The sequence below is a fragment of the Brevibacillus gelatini genome, from assembly GCF_050920745.1.
GTDB lineage: Bacteria > Bacillota > Bacilli > Brevibacillales > Brevibacillaceae > Brevibacillus > Brevibacillus gelatini.
Genome location: NZ_CP154342.1, coordinates 75,523 through 90,112, shown reverse-complemented (window position 1 = coordinate 90,112; position 14,590 = coordinate 75,523). Strand labels below are relative to the sequence as shown.

15 protein-coding genes and 1 other annotated feature are annotated in these 14,590 nt (G+C 51.9%); of the genes, 1 reads left to right on the top strand and 14 read right to left on the bottom strand.

Annotation, left to right across the window (positions count from 1 at the left end; translation table 11 throughout):
* Positions 1 to 109 precede the first annotated feature (109 nt).
* From AAFJ72_RS00585 to glmU, 3 genes are all read right to left on the bottom strand, one after another.
* On the bottom strand, positions 110 to 715 hold the full coding sequence (locus AAFJ72_RS00585) for a 50S ribosomal protein L25 (protein WP_432775717.1): 606 nt from the start codon (positions 713 to 715) through the stop codon (positions 110 to 112).
* A 90-nt stretch (positions 716 to 805) separates the two neighbouring features.
* Positions 806 to 1,756 carry a ribose-phosphate diphosphokinase gene (locus tag AAFJ72_RS00580; protein WP_122905227.1) on the bottom strand — a complete coding sequence of 317 codons (951 nt, stop codon included), beginning with the start codon at positions 1,754 to 1,756 and terminating at the stop codon, positions 806 to 808.
* Between the two features lie 22 nt (positions 1,757 to 1,778).
* Positions 1,779 to 3,164, bottom strand: a complete 1,386-nt coding sequence (gene glmU / locus AAFJ72_RS00575) for a bifunctional UDP-N-acetylglucosamine diphosphorylase/glucosamine-1-phosphate N-acetyltransferase GlmU (RefSeq protein WP_122905226.1) — start codon at positions 3,162 to 3,164, stop codon at positions 1,779 to 1,781.
* A 195-nt stretch (positions 3,165 to 3,359) separates the two neighbouring features.
* On the opposite strand from glmU, the gene AAFJ72_RS00570 reads away from it, so the two are divergent.
* Complete coding sequence (locus AAFJ72_RS00570; protein ID WP_432775716.1) at positions 3,360 to 4,370, top strand: CobW family GTP-binding protein; 1,011 nt, start codon at positions 3,360 to 3,362, stop codon at positions 4,368 to 4,370.
* Positions 4,371 to 4,427: 57 nt separating this feature from the next.
* On the opposite strand, the gene spoVG is transcribed toward AAFJ72_RS00570, so the two are convergent.
* The 11 genes from spoVG to metG all read right to left on the bottom strand — a co-directional run bounded on the left by spoVG (position 4,428) and on the right by metG (position 14,117).
* Positions 4,428 to 4,715 carry a septation regulator SpoVG gene (spoVG, locus tag AAFJ72_RS00565; RefSeq protein ID WP_005828662.1) on the bottom strand — a complete coding sequence of 96 codons (288 nt, stop codon included), beginning with the start codon at positions 4,713 to 4,715 and terminating at the stop codon, positions 4,428 to 4,430.
* A gap of 227 nt (positions 4,716 to 4,942) precedes the next feature.
* Positions 4,943 to 5,326, bottom strand: a complete 384-nt coding sequence (locus AAFJ72_RS00560) for a RidA family protein (RefSeq protein WP_122905224.1) — start codon at positions 5,324 to 5,326, stop codon at positions 4,943 to 4,945.
* A gap of 6 nt (positions 5,327 to 5,332) precedes the next feature.
* Positions 5,333 to 6,166, bottom strand: a complete 834-nt coding sequence (gene purR / locus AAFJ72_RS00555) for a pur operon repressor (protein ID WP_122905223.1) — start codon at positions 6,164 to 6,166, stop codon at positions 5,333 to 5,335.
* Between the two features lie 55 nt (positions 6,167 to 6,221).
* Entirely contained in the window at positions 6,222 to 7,100 is an 879-nt protein-coding gene (gene ispE / locus AAFJ72_RS00550) for a 4-(cytidine 5'-diphospho)-2-C-methyl-D-erythritol kinase (RefSeq protein WP_122905268.1), read from the bottom strand.
* A 240-nt stretch (positions 7,101 to 7,340) separates the two neighbouring features.
* On the bottom strand, positions 7,341 to 7,520 hold the full coding sequence (locus AAFJ72_RS00545) for a small, acid-soluble spore protein, alpha/beta type (protein ID WP_122905222.1): 180 nt from the start codon (positions 7,518 to 7,520) through the stop codon (positions 7,341 to 7,343).
* A 120-nt stretch (positions 7,521 to 7,640) separates the two neighbouring features.
* Positions 7,641 to 7,913, bottom strand: a complete 273-nt coding sequence (veg, locus tag AAFJ72_RS00540; RefSeq protein WP_005830485.1) for a biofilm formation stimulator Veg — start codon at positions 7,911 to 7,913, stop codon at positions 7,641 to 7,643.
* A 290-nt stretch (positions 7,914 to 8,203) separates the two neighbouring features.
* Positions 8,204 to 9,100, bottom strand: a complete 897-nt coding sequence (rsmA, locus tag AAFJ72_RS00535; RefSeq protein WP_122905221.1) for a 16S rRNA (adenine(1518)-N(6)/adenine(1519)-N(6))-dimethyltransferase RsmA — start codon at positions 9,098 to 9,100, stop codon at positions 8,204 to 8,206.
* Positions 9,101 to 9,103: 3 nt separating this feature from the next.
* Positions 9,104 to 9,652, bottom strand: a complete 549-nt coding sequence (rnmV, locus tag AAFJ72_RS00530; RefSeq protein ID WP_122905220.1) for a ribonuclease M5 — start codon at positions 9,650 to 9,652, stop codon at positions 9,104 to 9,106.
* Between the two features lie 177 nt (positions 9,653 to 9,829).
* Positions 9,830 to 10,927: a ubiquitin-like domain-containing protein gene (locus AAFJ72_RS00525; RefSeq protein WP_432775715.1), complete on the bottom strand. Its 1,098-nt coding sequence runs from the start codon at positions 10,925 to 10,927 to the stop codon at positions 9,830 to 9,832.
* 367 nt (positions 10,928 to 11,294) lie between these two features.
* Positions 11,295 to 12,065: a TatD family hydrolase gene (locus AAFJ72_RS00520; RefSeq protein ID WP_122905218.1), complete on the bottom strand. Its 771-nt coding sequence runs from the start codon at positions 12,063 to 12,065 to the stop codon at positions 11,295 to 11,297.
* 27 nt (positions 12,066 to 12,092) lie between these two features.
* Positions 12,093 to 14,117, bottom strand: coding sequence for a methionine--tRNA ligase (metG, locus tag AAFJ72_RS00515; RefSeq protein ID WP_432775714.1), 2,025 nt, complete (start codon positions 14,115 to 14,117; stop codon positions 12,093 to 12,095).
* A gap of 52 nt (positions 14,118 to 14,169) precedes the next feature.
* Positions 14,170 to 14,425: a binding site (T-box leader), on the bottom strand.
* Positions 14,426 to 14,590 lie beyond the last annotated feature (165 nt).

Sequence of the window (14,590 nt, the reverse complement as noted above, 5' to 3'; positions counted from 1 at the left end):
TCATTCCCTCCTACTCTCTCCCCCATTGTACTAGAATGGTATCGCGAACAAAAGAAAAAGGACCCGGCAGTAAAATACCCGGTTCCTTTCGCCATGATTCGCCTTTTCCTTATTCGCCGGCGGATGCTTTTTCCGCTACTGCCTCGGCCTCTTGCTCGGCTTCGATAGATTCTTCGGACTTGGCTTTTACTGGCAGGACGCTAATCAGCACTTCTGTGGGCTCAACCAAAAGCTCGACCCCGGCCGGCACTTCCAGATCTGTTGCCAGTACAACGTCCCCGATGTTGAAACCATCGACATTCACCGTAAACGACTCGGGGATGTTGCCAGGCAGGCACTGGACTTCTACGTTGTGGCGCACAAGCGTCGCTACCCCAAGCTCAGGATCTCCGGTCATGAGCAAAGGCACTGACGTGTGTATTTTTTTATTCATATCGATCTTCATGAAATCGGCGTGCAAAATGTTGCCCATGACGGGATGGCGCTGCAATTCGTTGACCATCACATCATAAGTGGTCCCATCGACAACCAATCGGAACGGCTTGTTTGTCGTCTGGTGACGCAGGGCTGCATCCAGCTCGCGTCCGTTGATTTGAATCGACTGACTGGTCACATCTTTTCCGTACACAACGCCAGGCACCCAGCCGTTACGGCGCAGCATCCTCACAGAATTGCCTGTTGTCTGTTTTCGTACTTGCGCTTGGATCGCTTCCACAAAAAAACCTCCTTGGACCGCTAGTAAAAGTTTCCTCACTAGCTTGTCCAAAGGAGGTTTATTTCAATCCCCAAACAGGGGATGTCTCGCTTAATCGAACAGCTTGCTGACAGACAGTTCCTCGTGTACGCGAATGATCGCTTCGCCAATGATCGGCGCTACCGACAGGACGGTGATCTTGTCAATCATTTGCTCTTTGGTGAGCGGAATGGAGTTGGTGACGATCAGCTCTTTGATCTTCGAGTTGGCAATCCGCTCAATCGCTGGACCGGACAGGACCGGGTGCGTGCAGCATGCGTATACTTCACGCGCCCCTGCTTCTACCAGCGCATTGGCAGCCAGCGTGATCGTTCCCGCTGTATCGATAATATCGTCAATGATGATCGCTGTCTTGCCTTCGATGTTACCGACAATGTTCATGACTTCCGCTACGTTTGGTTCAGGACGGCGCTTGTCAATAATGGCAATAGGCGCTTCCAGACGTTCTGCCAGCTTGCGGGCACGCGTAACGCCGCCGTGGTCAGGCGAAACTACGACAATATCTTGCAAGCCTTTTTCGGAGAAGTGTTTGCCCAAAATCGGCACACCCAACAGATGATCGACAGGAATATCGAAAAATCCTTGAATTTGCGTTGCATGCAGGTCCATGGTAATCACACGTTGCGCTCCTGCTGTTTCAATCAGGTTGGCAACCAGTTTGGCTGTGATCGGATCGCGTGCGCGCGCCTTGCGATCTTGTCGTGCGTAGCCGTAGTAAGGAATTACGACGTTGATGCTTTTTGCGGAAGCGCGTTTCAATGCGTCGACCATTACCAAAAGCTCCATCAAATGCTCATTAACGGGAGCAGACGTTGGCTGAATAACAAATACGTCACAACCGCGAACGCTTTCATTCAATTTAATTTGGCACTCGCCATCACTAAAACGCACAGCTTGTGCGTTACCGAGCGGCACACCGATGTGTTCAGCGATTTCCTTTGCCAATTCAGGGTTTGCGTTGCACGTAAATACCTTCAGTTTGGGGTCGCGGTAATTAGCCATGATCTTTTCTTAGAACCTCCCGTTATGATTGCTTTTTGCCCTTGCGAGGCATTCTGCTAGCGTAATCTGGTTTATTCACTTGACGCTCGCGTGCGATCGCAAGCGCATTGTCTGGCACATCCTGATTAATGGTCGAGCCTGCTGCTACATACGCATTTTGTCCCACAGTGACCGGAGCGATCAGATTGGTGTTGCAGCCGATGAACGCCCCGTCCCGGACGGTCGTCTTATGCTTCACAGCTCCGTCGTAGTTGACGGTGATCGTTCCACAGCCGATATTCACACCATCGCCAATCTCCGCGTCACCTACATAGCTGAGATGAGGTACTTTTGAGCCCTCGCCGATTTTGGCGTTTTTCAGCTCGACGAAGTCTCCGATCTTGGCTTTGCGACCGATCTGTGTTCCCGGACGAATATAGGCAAATGGCCCGACGGTTGATTCCGCTTCCACACTTGCCTCTACCATGACCGCATACGAAATGGTAACGCCAGAGCCAACCTGCACATCCGTCAAGTCAGCCTGCGGCCCAATCACGCAATCGGCACCGATGGTTGTCCGCCCGCGCAAAATCGTTCCCGGCTGGATAATGGTATCGGGCTCGATGACCACATCTGCTTCAATATACGTGGAGGCCGGGTCAATGATGGTCACACCATTGCGCATATGTCTGGTGGCAATCCGCTTCCGCATGTACGCTTCCGCTTCCGACAGCTGCACACGGTCATTGACGCCCATTGTCTCGTCAGGGTCAGCGGCCTCGTATGCCACTACCTTTTCGCCTGCCTCTCGCAAAATACCGACAACATCTGTGACATAGTATTCGCCTTGCGCGTTGTCATTTTTCACTTCCGCCAAAGCTTTCCATAATTTGCGATTGTCATAACAGTATATGCCTGTGTTAATTTCCCGGACCGCCCGTTCCGCTTCGGTCGCGTCCTTATGTTCCACGATTCGCAATACTTCGCCCGCCTCGTTGCGCACGATGCGCCCGTAGCCTGTCGGATCGGGGAGCACGGCGGTCAGTACAGTCGCAGCCGCTTGCTGCTCTTCGTGATAGGTCAGCAAGGCGGACAACGTCTGTGCAGACAAGAGAGGGACGTCTCCGTACAAAAGAAACGTAGTACCTTCTTTATCCTGTAAAAACGGCGCTGCCTGCGAAACGGCATGTGCCGTTCCCAACTGTTCTTCTTGCAGTGCATACGTGACGCCCTCGCCCAGTTTGGCGCGGACCGCGTCAGCACCATGACCTACGACGACAACGATGTCCTCAACCTGCATGGAGCCAAGCGTGTCCACCACATGCTGGACCATTGGCTTCCCGCAAACAGGGTGCAGGACCTTGTACAGCTTCGATTTCATCCGCGTGCCCTGACCAGCAGCCAGAACCACGGCATGGATCTTAGACATGTCAACCCTCCATCGTAGAAGTTCCACAATGACTATATCTTAATCATATGTGGATTTCAAGACAATCCATGCAGGATTATCGGCGTTTCCCTGACATTGCCTGAAAGTTGCGGATCTACCAGACAACATTTAATAATCTGACAAAAAGTGATATATTGAGGGGCGTAAGAGGATAAGAAAAGGAGGCAGGAAGGAATGCCAGCAGATGTCTACTTGCTGACCGGATATTTGGGCAGCGGCAAAACGACTCTTTTGCAAAAATGGCTGACCCATCTACGCGTCCATAACGAAAACGTAGTCGTCCTGATGAATGAGATGGGCGAGGAAGATATTGACGGCGAACAGTTGCAGGGCTTTGGCTTCCCTGTCAAAAAGCTGCTCGACGGCTGCATATGCTGCTCGATCAAGGGAGAGCTGACCGAGGGCTTGCGCGAGATTTTGAACTCGCTTGAGCCGGATCGCATCCTGATTGAAACAACGGGAGTCGCAGACCCGATTGATGTAATCGACACGCTGACCCATCCGGAGCTGTACGATCGCATCGAGCTGAAAGGCACGATCAGCGTCGTGGACGCGTCCCGCTTTTTGGACCTGAACTCGCGCTTCTCCTCCACAGGCTCGCTCGTCAAAACAATACGCAACCAAATCAAATACGCCGACCTCATCCTCCTGAACAAAACAGATATGGTCAGCGCTGAACAGCTCCAACGAGTCAAGCAGAAGCTCTCGGAACTGAACCCGCAAGCACCGATTCACACGACGGTTCAGGCGAATATTGACCTCTCCCGCCTGCAGTCCATCAAACGGGTTCCACATGTACGGGATGCAGAGGCTGTACCCACTGTTCCTGTGCAAAAAACACTCGGCCGCATGTCGACATTGGACAGGCTCAAACAATCGCTCGGCCTGAAAACAAGCACACCGTCCCTATACAATAGTATTGAAACTTTTTCCTATACCTTTACAGGACCAGTAGACGAGAAAAAATTCGAGGACTTCCTCTACGATTTGCCCAAAAACGTCTATCGGGCAAAGGGGTACGTACTGTTCCACGGAAAAAAGGAGCTGATCTCCTTCCAGCACACCGACAACCAGGTGCTGTTTTTTCCATTCGAGAACTTCGGACCGAAACTGGTGGCCGTTTTCATTGGGGAGGGAATGGATCAGGAGGAAATAAAAAGAAAATTATCCAAATGTTACACCTAACCAGATGCCGAAGCACCCTGCCAGCCATGACAGGGTGCTCTTGTATTGGGGTACTATTTACGCCCCCGCTTCGATCGTGCTCTCTTCTTCTTGACCCACGCGTTCATATTCGGTCAAGACAGCAGCTTGAATCTTTTCACGGGTAGTCGAAGAAATCGGATGGGCGATATCGCGGAATTCTCCGTCAGGTGTACGTTTGCTTGGCATTGCTACAAACATGCCGTTGTTGCCGTCAATGACACGGATGTCATGCACCACAAATTCATGGTCAATGGTAATGGATGCAATCGCTTTCATCCTGCCATCCGTATTCACTCGGCGCAGTCTTACGTCTGTAACTTCCATCTAGTTCACTCCCTTTATCTATGAAACGCGTTTAGGAGTATTTCCACCCTCTGGGTAAATATTCCTGCTAATGTTATGCAATTTTTTAAAAAATATATACATACGTTCATAACTTTGCCGTTTTCCCATGCTTCTTTTCGCTGCCAATTCAACAAAAAAACAACCTAATGCAACGGCATCAGGCTGTTTCATGCTTCTATTTATTCGTTATTCGGGCTGAGTCGTGTTTACGCTTCGATATGAGCGACGATCTCGATTTCCACCTTTACGTCGCGCGGCAGGCGTGCCACTTCCACTGTAGAGCGTGCCGGCTTGTGGTCGCCAAAATATTGAGCGTACACTTCATTCAACTGCGCAAAGTCGTTCATGTCCTTGAGGAAGACCGTCGTCTTCACCACGTTGGCCAGCGTTCCTCCTGCTTCCGCCAGGACGGCCTTGATATTGGAAAATACCTGGTGAGTTTGTTCCACGATGTCGCCTTCTACGAGCGTGCCGTCTGCACGCAGCGGAATTTGACCGGATGCAAACAGAAACGGACCTACTTTTGCAGCCTGGCTGTACGGGCCGATGGCTGCCGGAGCCTTGTCAGTTGAAACAAAAGAGATTGCCATTCTTATCTACTCCCCTCTATTTTCAAAAAAACTGCCCAGCTCAATTTCGATCTGCTTGCCCTTGAAGTCGACATCCCGCAGTCTGGCAAGAGATACGTATTCATCAATCAAACGCTCGGAAACATCCGCTGTCGTCTCTACCAGCACCCCGCAGCCCACAACAGTCGCCCGGAACTCCTGAAGCAGATCAATCATGCCGCGCAGCGTGCCGCCCGCCTTCATGAAGTCGTCCACAATCAGAACACGCGACTGCTCGGCCAGTCCGCGGCGAGCAAGAGACATCGTCTGAATCCGCTTGCTCGAACCGGATACATAATTGATGCTGACCACAGAACCTTCCGTCACCTTGTTGTCACGGCGCACAATGACAACAGGCACGTTCAAATACATCGCCGTCGCATAAGCGAGCGGAATTCCCTTGGTCTCCACCGTCATGACGACATCGACGTTTTTGTCCGCATAAGCGGTGGCAAACAGCTTGCCGATCTTCGCCATCGTCGCCGGATTGCCAAGGATGTCGGACATGTACAAATATCCGCCTGGCAAAAGTCTTTCCGGATTGGCCAATTGCTCGATCAATTCGCGCATGAAGTGAAGGGCCTCTTCCGTTTTTACCTGGGGAATATACTTCACTCCGCCTGCCGCTCCCGCCACCGTTTTCAACAAGCCGACACCCTGGACCTCAAAAGCTTCCTTGATGATCGACAAGTCTTCACTGATGGATGATTTCGCCGCGCCGTATTGTTCTGCAAACAGAGTGAGAGGAGTCAGCGTATGGGGATGGGCGAGCAAGTGCTGCGTCATGTCAACCAGACGTGCACTTCTGCGCAATTTCTTCATGGCTCTTCCTCCAAAACCGAATATTATGCTGCTAATGTATCATTTTTATACGTGTTCATGCAAGTATTTCCCCTTCCTGAGAGCCTAACATTCGGACAACAAACACATCTTTGACAAATCCTCTGAGCGCATTGTAGATCCGATGCACTTTCGCTTCCTTTTGCACGAGGGCAAATACTGTCGGACCGCTGCCGGACATCAGCACGCCATCCGCTCCGGAGGCGATCATCAGCTCCTTGATTTGCCGCACTTGCGGATAGAGCGAGAGCGTGACGTTTTCCAGTACGTTTCCGAGCGACTGGCACATCAGGGAAAAATCTTGCCCGGATATGGCCCGGAGCATTTGTTTGGTATCGGGATGGTTGTCGATTTTGTCGACACGCAAGTTTCCATATACATCAGGAGTGGATACACCGATTGGCGGCTTCGCCAGGATGACCCAGCAAGGAGCGGGCGTTCCCAGATGCGTGATTTTTTCGCCGCGCCCTTTTGCCAGCGCAGTTCCTCCATAGACGCAAAAAGGGACGTCAGAACCGATCTCTGCGCCGATTTCCGCAAGCTCGTCTACGGTCAAACCGAGGTTCCACAACTGGTTCAAACCGCGCAGCGTCGCTGCCGCATCGCTGCTTCCGCCTGCCAGTCCGGCCGCGACCGGGATCTGTTTGTCGATATACAATCGTACGCCTTGGCGCACTTGATAGCGTTCTTGCAAGAGCACTGCCGCTTTATAAGCATGATTGCGAATATCATCCGGTACGAAGCTGGCAGAGCAGTCCAGCGTAATCTCACCATCTTCGCGCAGAGTCAGGTCTACACGATCTGCCAAGTCGACGGTAGTCATCACCATTTCCACTTCGTGATAACCGTCCGGCCGTTTGGCAAGCACATCAAGGGTCAGGTTGATTTTGGCCGGAGCTTTGACCGAGATACGCACGTTGTTCACCTCTGCCTACTTTACTAAATTTCCTAGTCTTCTATTGTAGCATAGCCAATCTCTCTCCTGCCACTTGAACGCCCAAAAAGAACAGGAGCGAGATCATTGCGGTTATTTCGAAAATTCAGCAGTGTTTTTGGCAGCAAAAAAGCCGGGTAGCCCCGGCCCTGTCAACGAGTCTGTATGGTTTTCTCCGTGAGATTGGATGTGTCCGCCTGCGGCCAACCAATGGCTAACAGCCTATAAACGTCTTGCCGCCAGCGCCTCTTCGGCAATCTGTACAGCCCGCTTCACCATGTTGCCCGCGTCACGCGTCGTGATGCCTCCCCATCCTTCCGCTTTTACCTTGTCGTAAAAGCCAAGCTCCTTGGCGAGTTCGATCTTGAACTGCTCCGACATCATTCCTCGTCTGCGTCCCATAGCATCCTCCCTTCCCCGTTGACAGGTATAGTGTGCGCCAAGTCCAGGCTTTTCATCTTGTTTCCCAAGTATTTACAACCTTTTGATAGCAAAAATAAAACAGTAGAACCCACAAGGGCTCTACTGTTGTACAAATGTGATGCGGATGTGCTCGTTTTCGCGGCACACCGTCAACTCTACTGTTTCCGTCAAGATGTCAGCGTAGCTGTAAGAGACCCGCTCAAAGAGTTGATCGTCATCAAGCTTTACTACAAACACAGATGGGTATGTTTCTTCGAGGATGCCACTTCGTTCGACGGTTTTTCGGCGACCTCCATTCGCTTTCAAAAGGATGCGCTCGCCAATGTGCCCGTCTAAACTGCGTTTAATGTCAAGTAACGCGTTTCTTGCCATTGTTCCATCCACCTCGCTTACATCTATTATAACAGCTCACATTTATTTTGTCAAAGAAATAAAAAATTATAGCAACCCCGCAGATATTTTGTCAACGGGGTTTTTTTCATTAAAAAAGTAGATATTTGTCACCACTTTTGCATAGTATGTGCAAGTCCTCGCAAAACCTTGCTTCCACAAAGCTTTCCCGCGATAGCTCGACCGCTGCAAAGCCCGTTTTTCACGCCCGAGTCGACAAAAAACCCCTGTTTTTGGCTTTTTTTCGCACAAAAACAGGGGAGGATTTTGTCTTATTGCCCGATCAGGCCGCGCCGCAAGCCTTCGTTGGCCAGGCGGGCGAACTCTTCGATGCTGAGCGTTTCACCGCGTCGGGTCGGTTCGATGCCGATGTCGGCGAGCATCTGTATTACTTCATCCTTTTGAGTTTTAAGAAACAGACCGTTCATCAGGTTGTTCAACAACGTCTTCCGGCGCTGGGCGAACGAGCTGCGCACCACGCGGAAAAACACATCCTGGTCGTCCACATCGACGGGCGGACGATCCCTGATCTTGAGCCGGATCACCGCAGAATCGACGTTGGGACGAGGAATGAACACACTGGCCGGAACGATCATCGCGACTTCCGGTTCTGCATAAAACTGGGCCGCTACCGAGAGCGAGCCGTAGTCTTTCGTTCCCGGCTTGGCCGCGATTCTCTCAGCCACTTCCTTTTGAATCATCACGACGATGTTCTCAAGCGGCAATCTTTCTTCCAGGAGCTTCATCAAAATCGGCGTCGTCACATAGTAAGGCAGGTTGGCGACGACGCTCAGCTTCTCTACCCCGGAGAGCTTCTCTTGAATCAGCGCTTTCAGATCAAGCTCCAGCACGTCTCCATGCACGACTTCGATATTGTCATAGGGCGACAGCGTGTCTTGCAAAATCGGCAGAAGCCGCTGGTCGATCTCAATCGCCATGACCTTGCCGGCAGCTCGTCCCAATTGTTCGGTCAAAGCGCCGATGCCGGGCCCGATCTCGATTGCGCCTTTTTCCTTCGTCAGATCAGCTTCGGCGACAATGTTGTGCAAAATGTTGGTGTCTACCAGGAAATTTTGTCCCAGACTTTTTTTAAACGAGAAGCCGTACTTCTCCAAAATTTCTTTCGTTCGCGTAGGTGTGGCAATATCCTTTCCCGTTGCTTGCGTCATCGCTTACTCCCTCTCTTTGTTGATGGCTTCAATCGCCGCCTCGAATTCCGCACGACTGATCTGAAACGCATTGAGCCGTTGCAGCATTTGCTTGGCGTTGGCGTATCCGATGCCGAGTGCTTCGCCCAGCTTGATTCTCCGCTCCTTGGCATCGCTGCCGGACGTCAATCCGTGTTTTAAAAGATCGTCAGCCGTAATCTCTCCGGCCGTTTCAGCCATCTCCGTACGCACTTCCGAGAGGGCGCGAACAATCACTTCAGGTGTTGCGTTCTCTACTCCGATATCGCCCTTTTTCCACCCGTCCTCTTGCGTGATAAAGGCGTGCTTGCAGCCCGGCACCGATCGGCTGATAATTTTGCGGATGCGCTCTCCCTGGTAATCCGGGTCGGTAAAAATAATGACGCCGCGCTTTTGCTGGGCCAGCCGGATTTTTTCAATCGTTCTTGGGTGGATGGCGGAGCCGCCTGTTTCAATCGTGTCCGCGTTAACCGCTCGCTTGATGGCAGCGGTATCGTCTCGCCCCTCCACCACGATTACTTCTTTTATCTTCATCATGGTACTCCCACTTTCGTACAATGTCGCGTTTGGTCATAGTGTTCCAAAAAAATCAGGCAAAAAGCCCTTGATTTGCGAAACGTTTCTGCCTTGCAAACGTCTAACTATCAAACAGCTTATCACGACTATTCCCAAAACGCCAAAGACAAAAGACAGGAGCTGTTTGCCCCTGTCCTACGGTTTCTGCGGCCCGATTATATAAACGGTTTTGTTGCGCTTGCGGCCAAATTGAACAGCCTCTCGCTCCGTGTTGACAAACACGTCAATTTTTCCGCCGCGCATCGCTCCGCCTGTGTCTTCTGCCCGGCGATACCCGACGCCCTCGATGTACACCCACCAGCCATACGGAATCACTTTTGGATCTACAGCGATGGTATGACCTGCCTTGGCTTTCACGCCCGTCGCCGTGCGGCCGTAGCCTGGCGAACCAGGGTTTTTGCCTCCCCCCGCAGGAGAATAGGCGGTCAGGGTAACTCCTTTCAGCACTTTTTTCGGCCTGAATACTTTTCCACCACGCGAGACCATGCCTGTTGCTGAAGCGACCAGGACCCGTTGTGACGGATCGTTGTTTTGCAGCGCAGGAACCGCTGTTCCCACCGCGACGATCTGGTCTTTCTTCGGTACAAGCACGTCTCTTGTCACCAGTTCACGGGAGACCTCCTTCCCGTCTTCCATGACCAGCTTGTAGTGTGCAATTGCCTTACCCTCTTGCCCGTTCTGCAAGATACGGGACTTGCCTTTTTCTAACGATGAATCGTTTTTGCGTATTTCCTGAAAAGTAACTCGCTCCTCGACTTTTACCATCTTCTCGACGACGCGCTTGATCGTGATTTTCGAGTCCTTGGTCAGCGAGGCGGTCAAGGCCGGCTCTACCCGGTCCTTTTCACCCAGCGCAATGCCGCTGTCCTTCAACGCGCCAGCAACATCACGGCTAAGTGTCTGTATCGTTTTGGTCTGCCCGTCAACCTGGACCGGAATGGACCAGGCTGTATGTAAAGTAATCGTTGCTCCGTCTGATAGCTTCGTCTCAAGTGTTGGTTGAAGGGAATCCTTTTCCGTTACCGTAATGTTTCGCTCGGTCAAGAACTGCTCAACGGTACTCGCTTTGGTAGCTACCGTCTGGCTTTCTCCGTCCAACGAAAAAGTGACCTGTTTTGGCTGGGTAGCCTGGGCAGAGAAATAGCCAATCATGGGAACGAGCACAAGAGCGAGGATGCCGAAAAAAACAAGCCCCCGATTCTTATACCTTTCCCATATCGCGCGTAACTCCATTTCCCACACTCCTTTTTCCTAGAAAAGCACGAGGCTTCTCTTGTCTAGCCAGGTAAGGGTCGATGTAATTGCAGCAATATTCTGGAAGTGGCCAGTACTTAGCAAGGTCGGCTTTGATTGTATGTTACTTTTCTGGCTTTGTCAAATTTGCCCTTCCTCAGCCGAAGTGATGACGCTACCAGACTAGCAAAAACCGGATGGCGAATGGTAGCATATTCCTGTCGAGGCGCCATGTCGGATGGACAATAATCGTTCGACACATTGTTCAAGGTATGCGCCACAAAAAACGAGTAGAACCACAACATGGTGAGCAAAAAAACGGGAAATCACGTGACAAGTCGTGATCTCCCGTTTTTGCTTGCTTTTTTTACGGTTGGAGGCGGAACAGACGCCTTGCGTTTTCCGCAGTGATTTGGGCCATTTCTTCGTAGGACAGGCCGCGAATGTTCGCCATTTCCTCGCAGACGTAGCGCACGTAGCCACTTTCATTTCGCTTGCCGCGGAACGGGTGCGGGGTGAGGTACGGGCAGTCTGTTTCGATCAACAGCCTGTCGAGCGGTACTTTGGCCGCTACCTCTTTTGGCTGCTTCGCGTTTTTGAAAGTCAGCGGGCCGCCGAACGAGATGTAAAAATTCATGTCCAGCGCCTGCTTCGCTGTCTCCCAGCTACCCGAGAAGCAGTGCATAATACCCCCGACTTCCGCCGCTTTTTCTTCCTTGAGGATCGTCAAAACATCCTGGTGAGCGTCCCGGTTGTGGATGATGATTGGCAGGTCGAGTTTTCGCGCCAGACGTATCTGTTTGCGGAACACCTCTGCCTGCACATCTTTTGGCGACGTATCCCAGTAGTAGTCGAGTCCCATTTCTCCCAGTCCCACTACTTTCGGATCACGACTCAACTCCTCGATCCATTCCAGATGCTCGTCTGTCATGTCTTTCGCGTCCTGAGGGTGCCAGCCTACGACTGCGTAAATAAAATCATAGGTTTTCGCAAGCTCCATGCAGCTCGGGATGGTTTCTGCGTTAAACCCGATGTTGACAATCGTGCTGACGCCGTTTTCCCTGGCGCGGGCAATGACTTCTTCGCGATCCTCGTCGAACTCCTTCGCGTTCAGATGCGCGTGCGTTTCGAATAACAAAATAGGTCCTTCCTTTCCTGTCCCTCGTTACTTCACAATCGCTCCGTTTGGCATGCTCGGATCGACAGTCGCCAGCGTCAGCTGATCGCCTGCGGAAGCTGCCAAAATCATGCCCTGCGACAGCTCGCCGCGCAGCTTGACCGGCTTCAGATTGGCAACGAGGATGACTTTTTTGCCGACCATTTCTTCAGGAGTGTAGTATTTGGCGATGCCGGATACAACCTGGCGTTTTTCATAGCCGAGATCGAGCTGCAAAATCAACAGCTTGTCGGCGTTTGGATGCTTCACACATTCTACTACTTGTGCGACACGCAGCTCTACTTTGCCAAAATCGTCGATGCCGATCTCGTCTTTTACATCTGCTGGTTTTTCTGTTACTTCAGCTTGGTTGACAGTCGTTTCGTTCACAGGTGCTTCCCCTTTCAATGCATCTTGCTTTTTCTTGTTTTCCTCCGCTTGGCGGCGCGCTTCTGCTGTCGATTCGTCGATGAAGGCCAGCTCAGCCTGCACGTCCAGGCGCGGGAACAGCAGCTCTTTGCGGCTGACTTTGCTTCCGACAGGCAGTCCGCCCCATACGCCGGCAGACTCCCAGCTTGTTGCCTGTTCGTTGCCCAGAATGCCGAGCTGATCCCAGATTTTCGCCGGAGCTTTGGTCATGAACGGCTGAATCAAGACAGAGGTGATGCGGATGCTCTCCGCGAGATTGTACATGACCGTCGCCAGACGTCCCTTCGTTTCTTCCGATTTTGCCAGATTCCACGGCATTGTTTCGTCGATGTATTTGTTGGTGCGTCCAATCAGCTCCCAAATATGGGCAAGCGCGTTGGAAAAACGCATTTCTTCCATATGTTCCTCGACCAGCGCCTTTGTTTTCATCGCCAGGCCGATCAGGCTGTCATCCGGCTCGCCGGCATCTTGTGCGGCTGGCACGATGCCATCGAAATATTTTTCGATCATGGTGGTGGTGCGGCTCAGCAGGTTTCCGATGTCGTTTGCCAGATCGTAGTTCAGACGCTGGATGAACGATTCCGGTGTAAAAACGCCATCCTGGCCGAAGTTGATCTCGCGCAGCAGGAAGTAGCGCACGCCATCGGAGCCGTAGCGATCGATCAGCAGCTTCGGATCAATGACGTTGCCTTTGGATTTGGACATTTTTCCGTCCGGCATCAGCAGCCAGCCGTGACCGAAAACTTGTTTTGGCAGCGGCACATCGAGCGCCATCAGCAAAATCGGCCAGTAGATTGTATGGAAGCGCAAAATGTCTTTTCCGACCATATGCACATTCGCAGGCCAGTAGCGACGGTATTTGCTGTCGTCGTCAGACAAGTAGCCAAGCGCGGAAATGTAGTTGGTCAACGCGTCGATCCAGACGTAAATCACATGCTCAGGATCGCTCGGTACCTTGATCCCCCAGTCAAACGTGCTGCGGGATACGGACAAATCTTGCAGACCCGGCTTCAGGAAGTTGTTAATCATCTCGTTGCGGCGGCTCTCCGGCTGAATGAAGTCAGGGTTGGCCTCGATATGCGCGAGCAGTTTGTCCTGGTATTTGGACATGCGGAAGAAGTAGTTTTTCTCCTTCACCTTTTTCACTTCGCGGCCGCAATCCGGGCAAAAGTAGCCTTTGTCGGTCTTGCATTGTGTCTCGGTCCAGAAAGCCTCGTCCGGCACACAGTAGTATCCCTCGTACTCGCCCAGGTAAATGTCGCCCTGATCGAGCAGACGCTGGAACACTTTTTGCACGACTTCCTTATGACGCGGCTGCGTGGTGCGGATGAAATCGTCGTAGGAGATGTCCAGCTTTTGCCACAGGTCGCGAATCCAGTCGACAACCGGATCAATGAACTCCAGCGGCTGTTTGCCGTCTTCGGCTGCGCGCTCCTGCAGCTTTTGTCCATGCTCGTCCGTACCTGTCAGGTAGTAGACGTCATAGCCGCGCAAACGTTTGTAGCGCGCCAGAGCATCACAAGCAATGGTCGTGTAGGCATTGCCGATGTGCAGCTTGTTGCTTGGATAGTAAATCGGCGTGGTGATGTAATAAGTTGGTTTCATGCAACCTAGCCCTCCTGATAACTTTTGGAAAAATAGAAAAGCCCACCCCGAAAATTGGGGCGAGCTCGAACTCGCGGTACCACCCAAATGCTCCGTTCCCCTCGCGGACAACGGACTTGGTGAGTCCAAAACAGACTCTGCCCGTAACGTGGGCTGACGTCACAAACTACTGGGCACGGTTCGTCCCGTGGCTGTTCATCTGCAAGACTCCGGGGCCATGTTCAGCCTGCTCGCTTATACCGGTTTTCAGCTGCCCCGGCTCTCTGCGATAAGGAGGATCGGCTTACTCTTCCCATCATGGTCGTTTGCTATGAATTCCCTCATTTACCCTCTATTGTACACGACCGACTTGTTTTGTAAACATCCAGGAGAGCCGAACGGCTGACGATTTATTTGGAGCATGACAGGAATAGGAAAAAAAGCAAGGACAAGGTGTTTTTGTCGAATAGACGCGGCTTTATTCGACATAAACT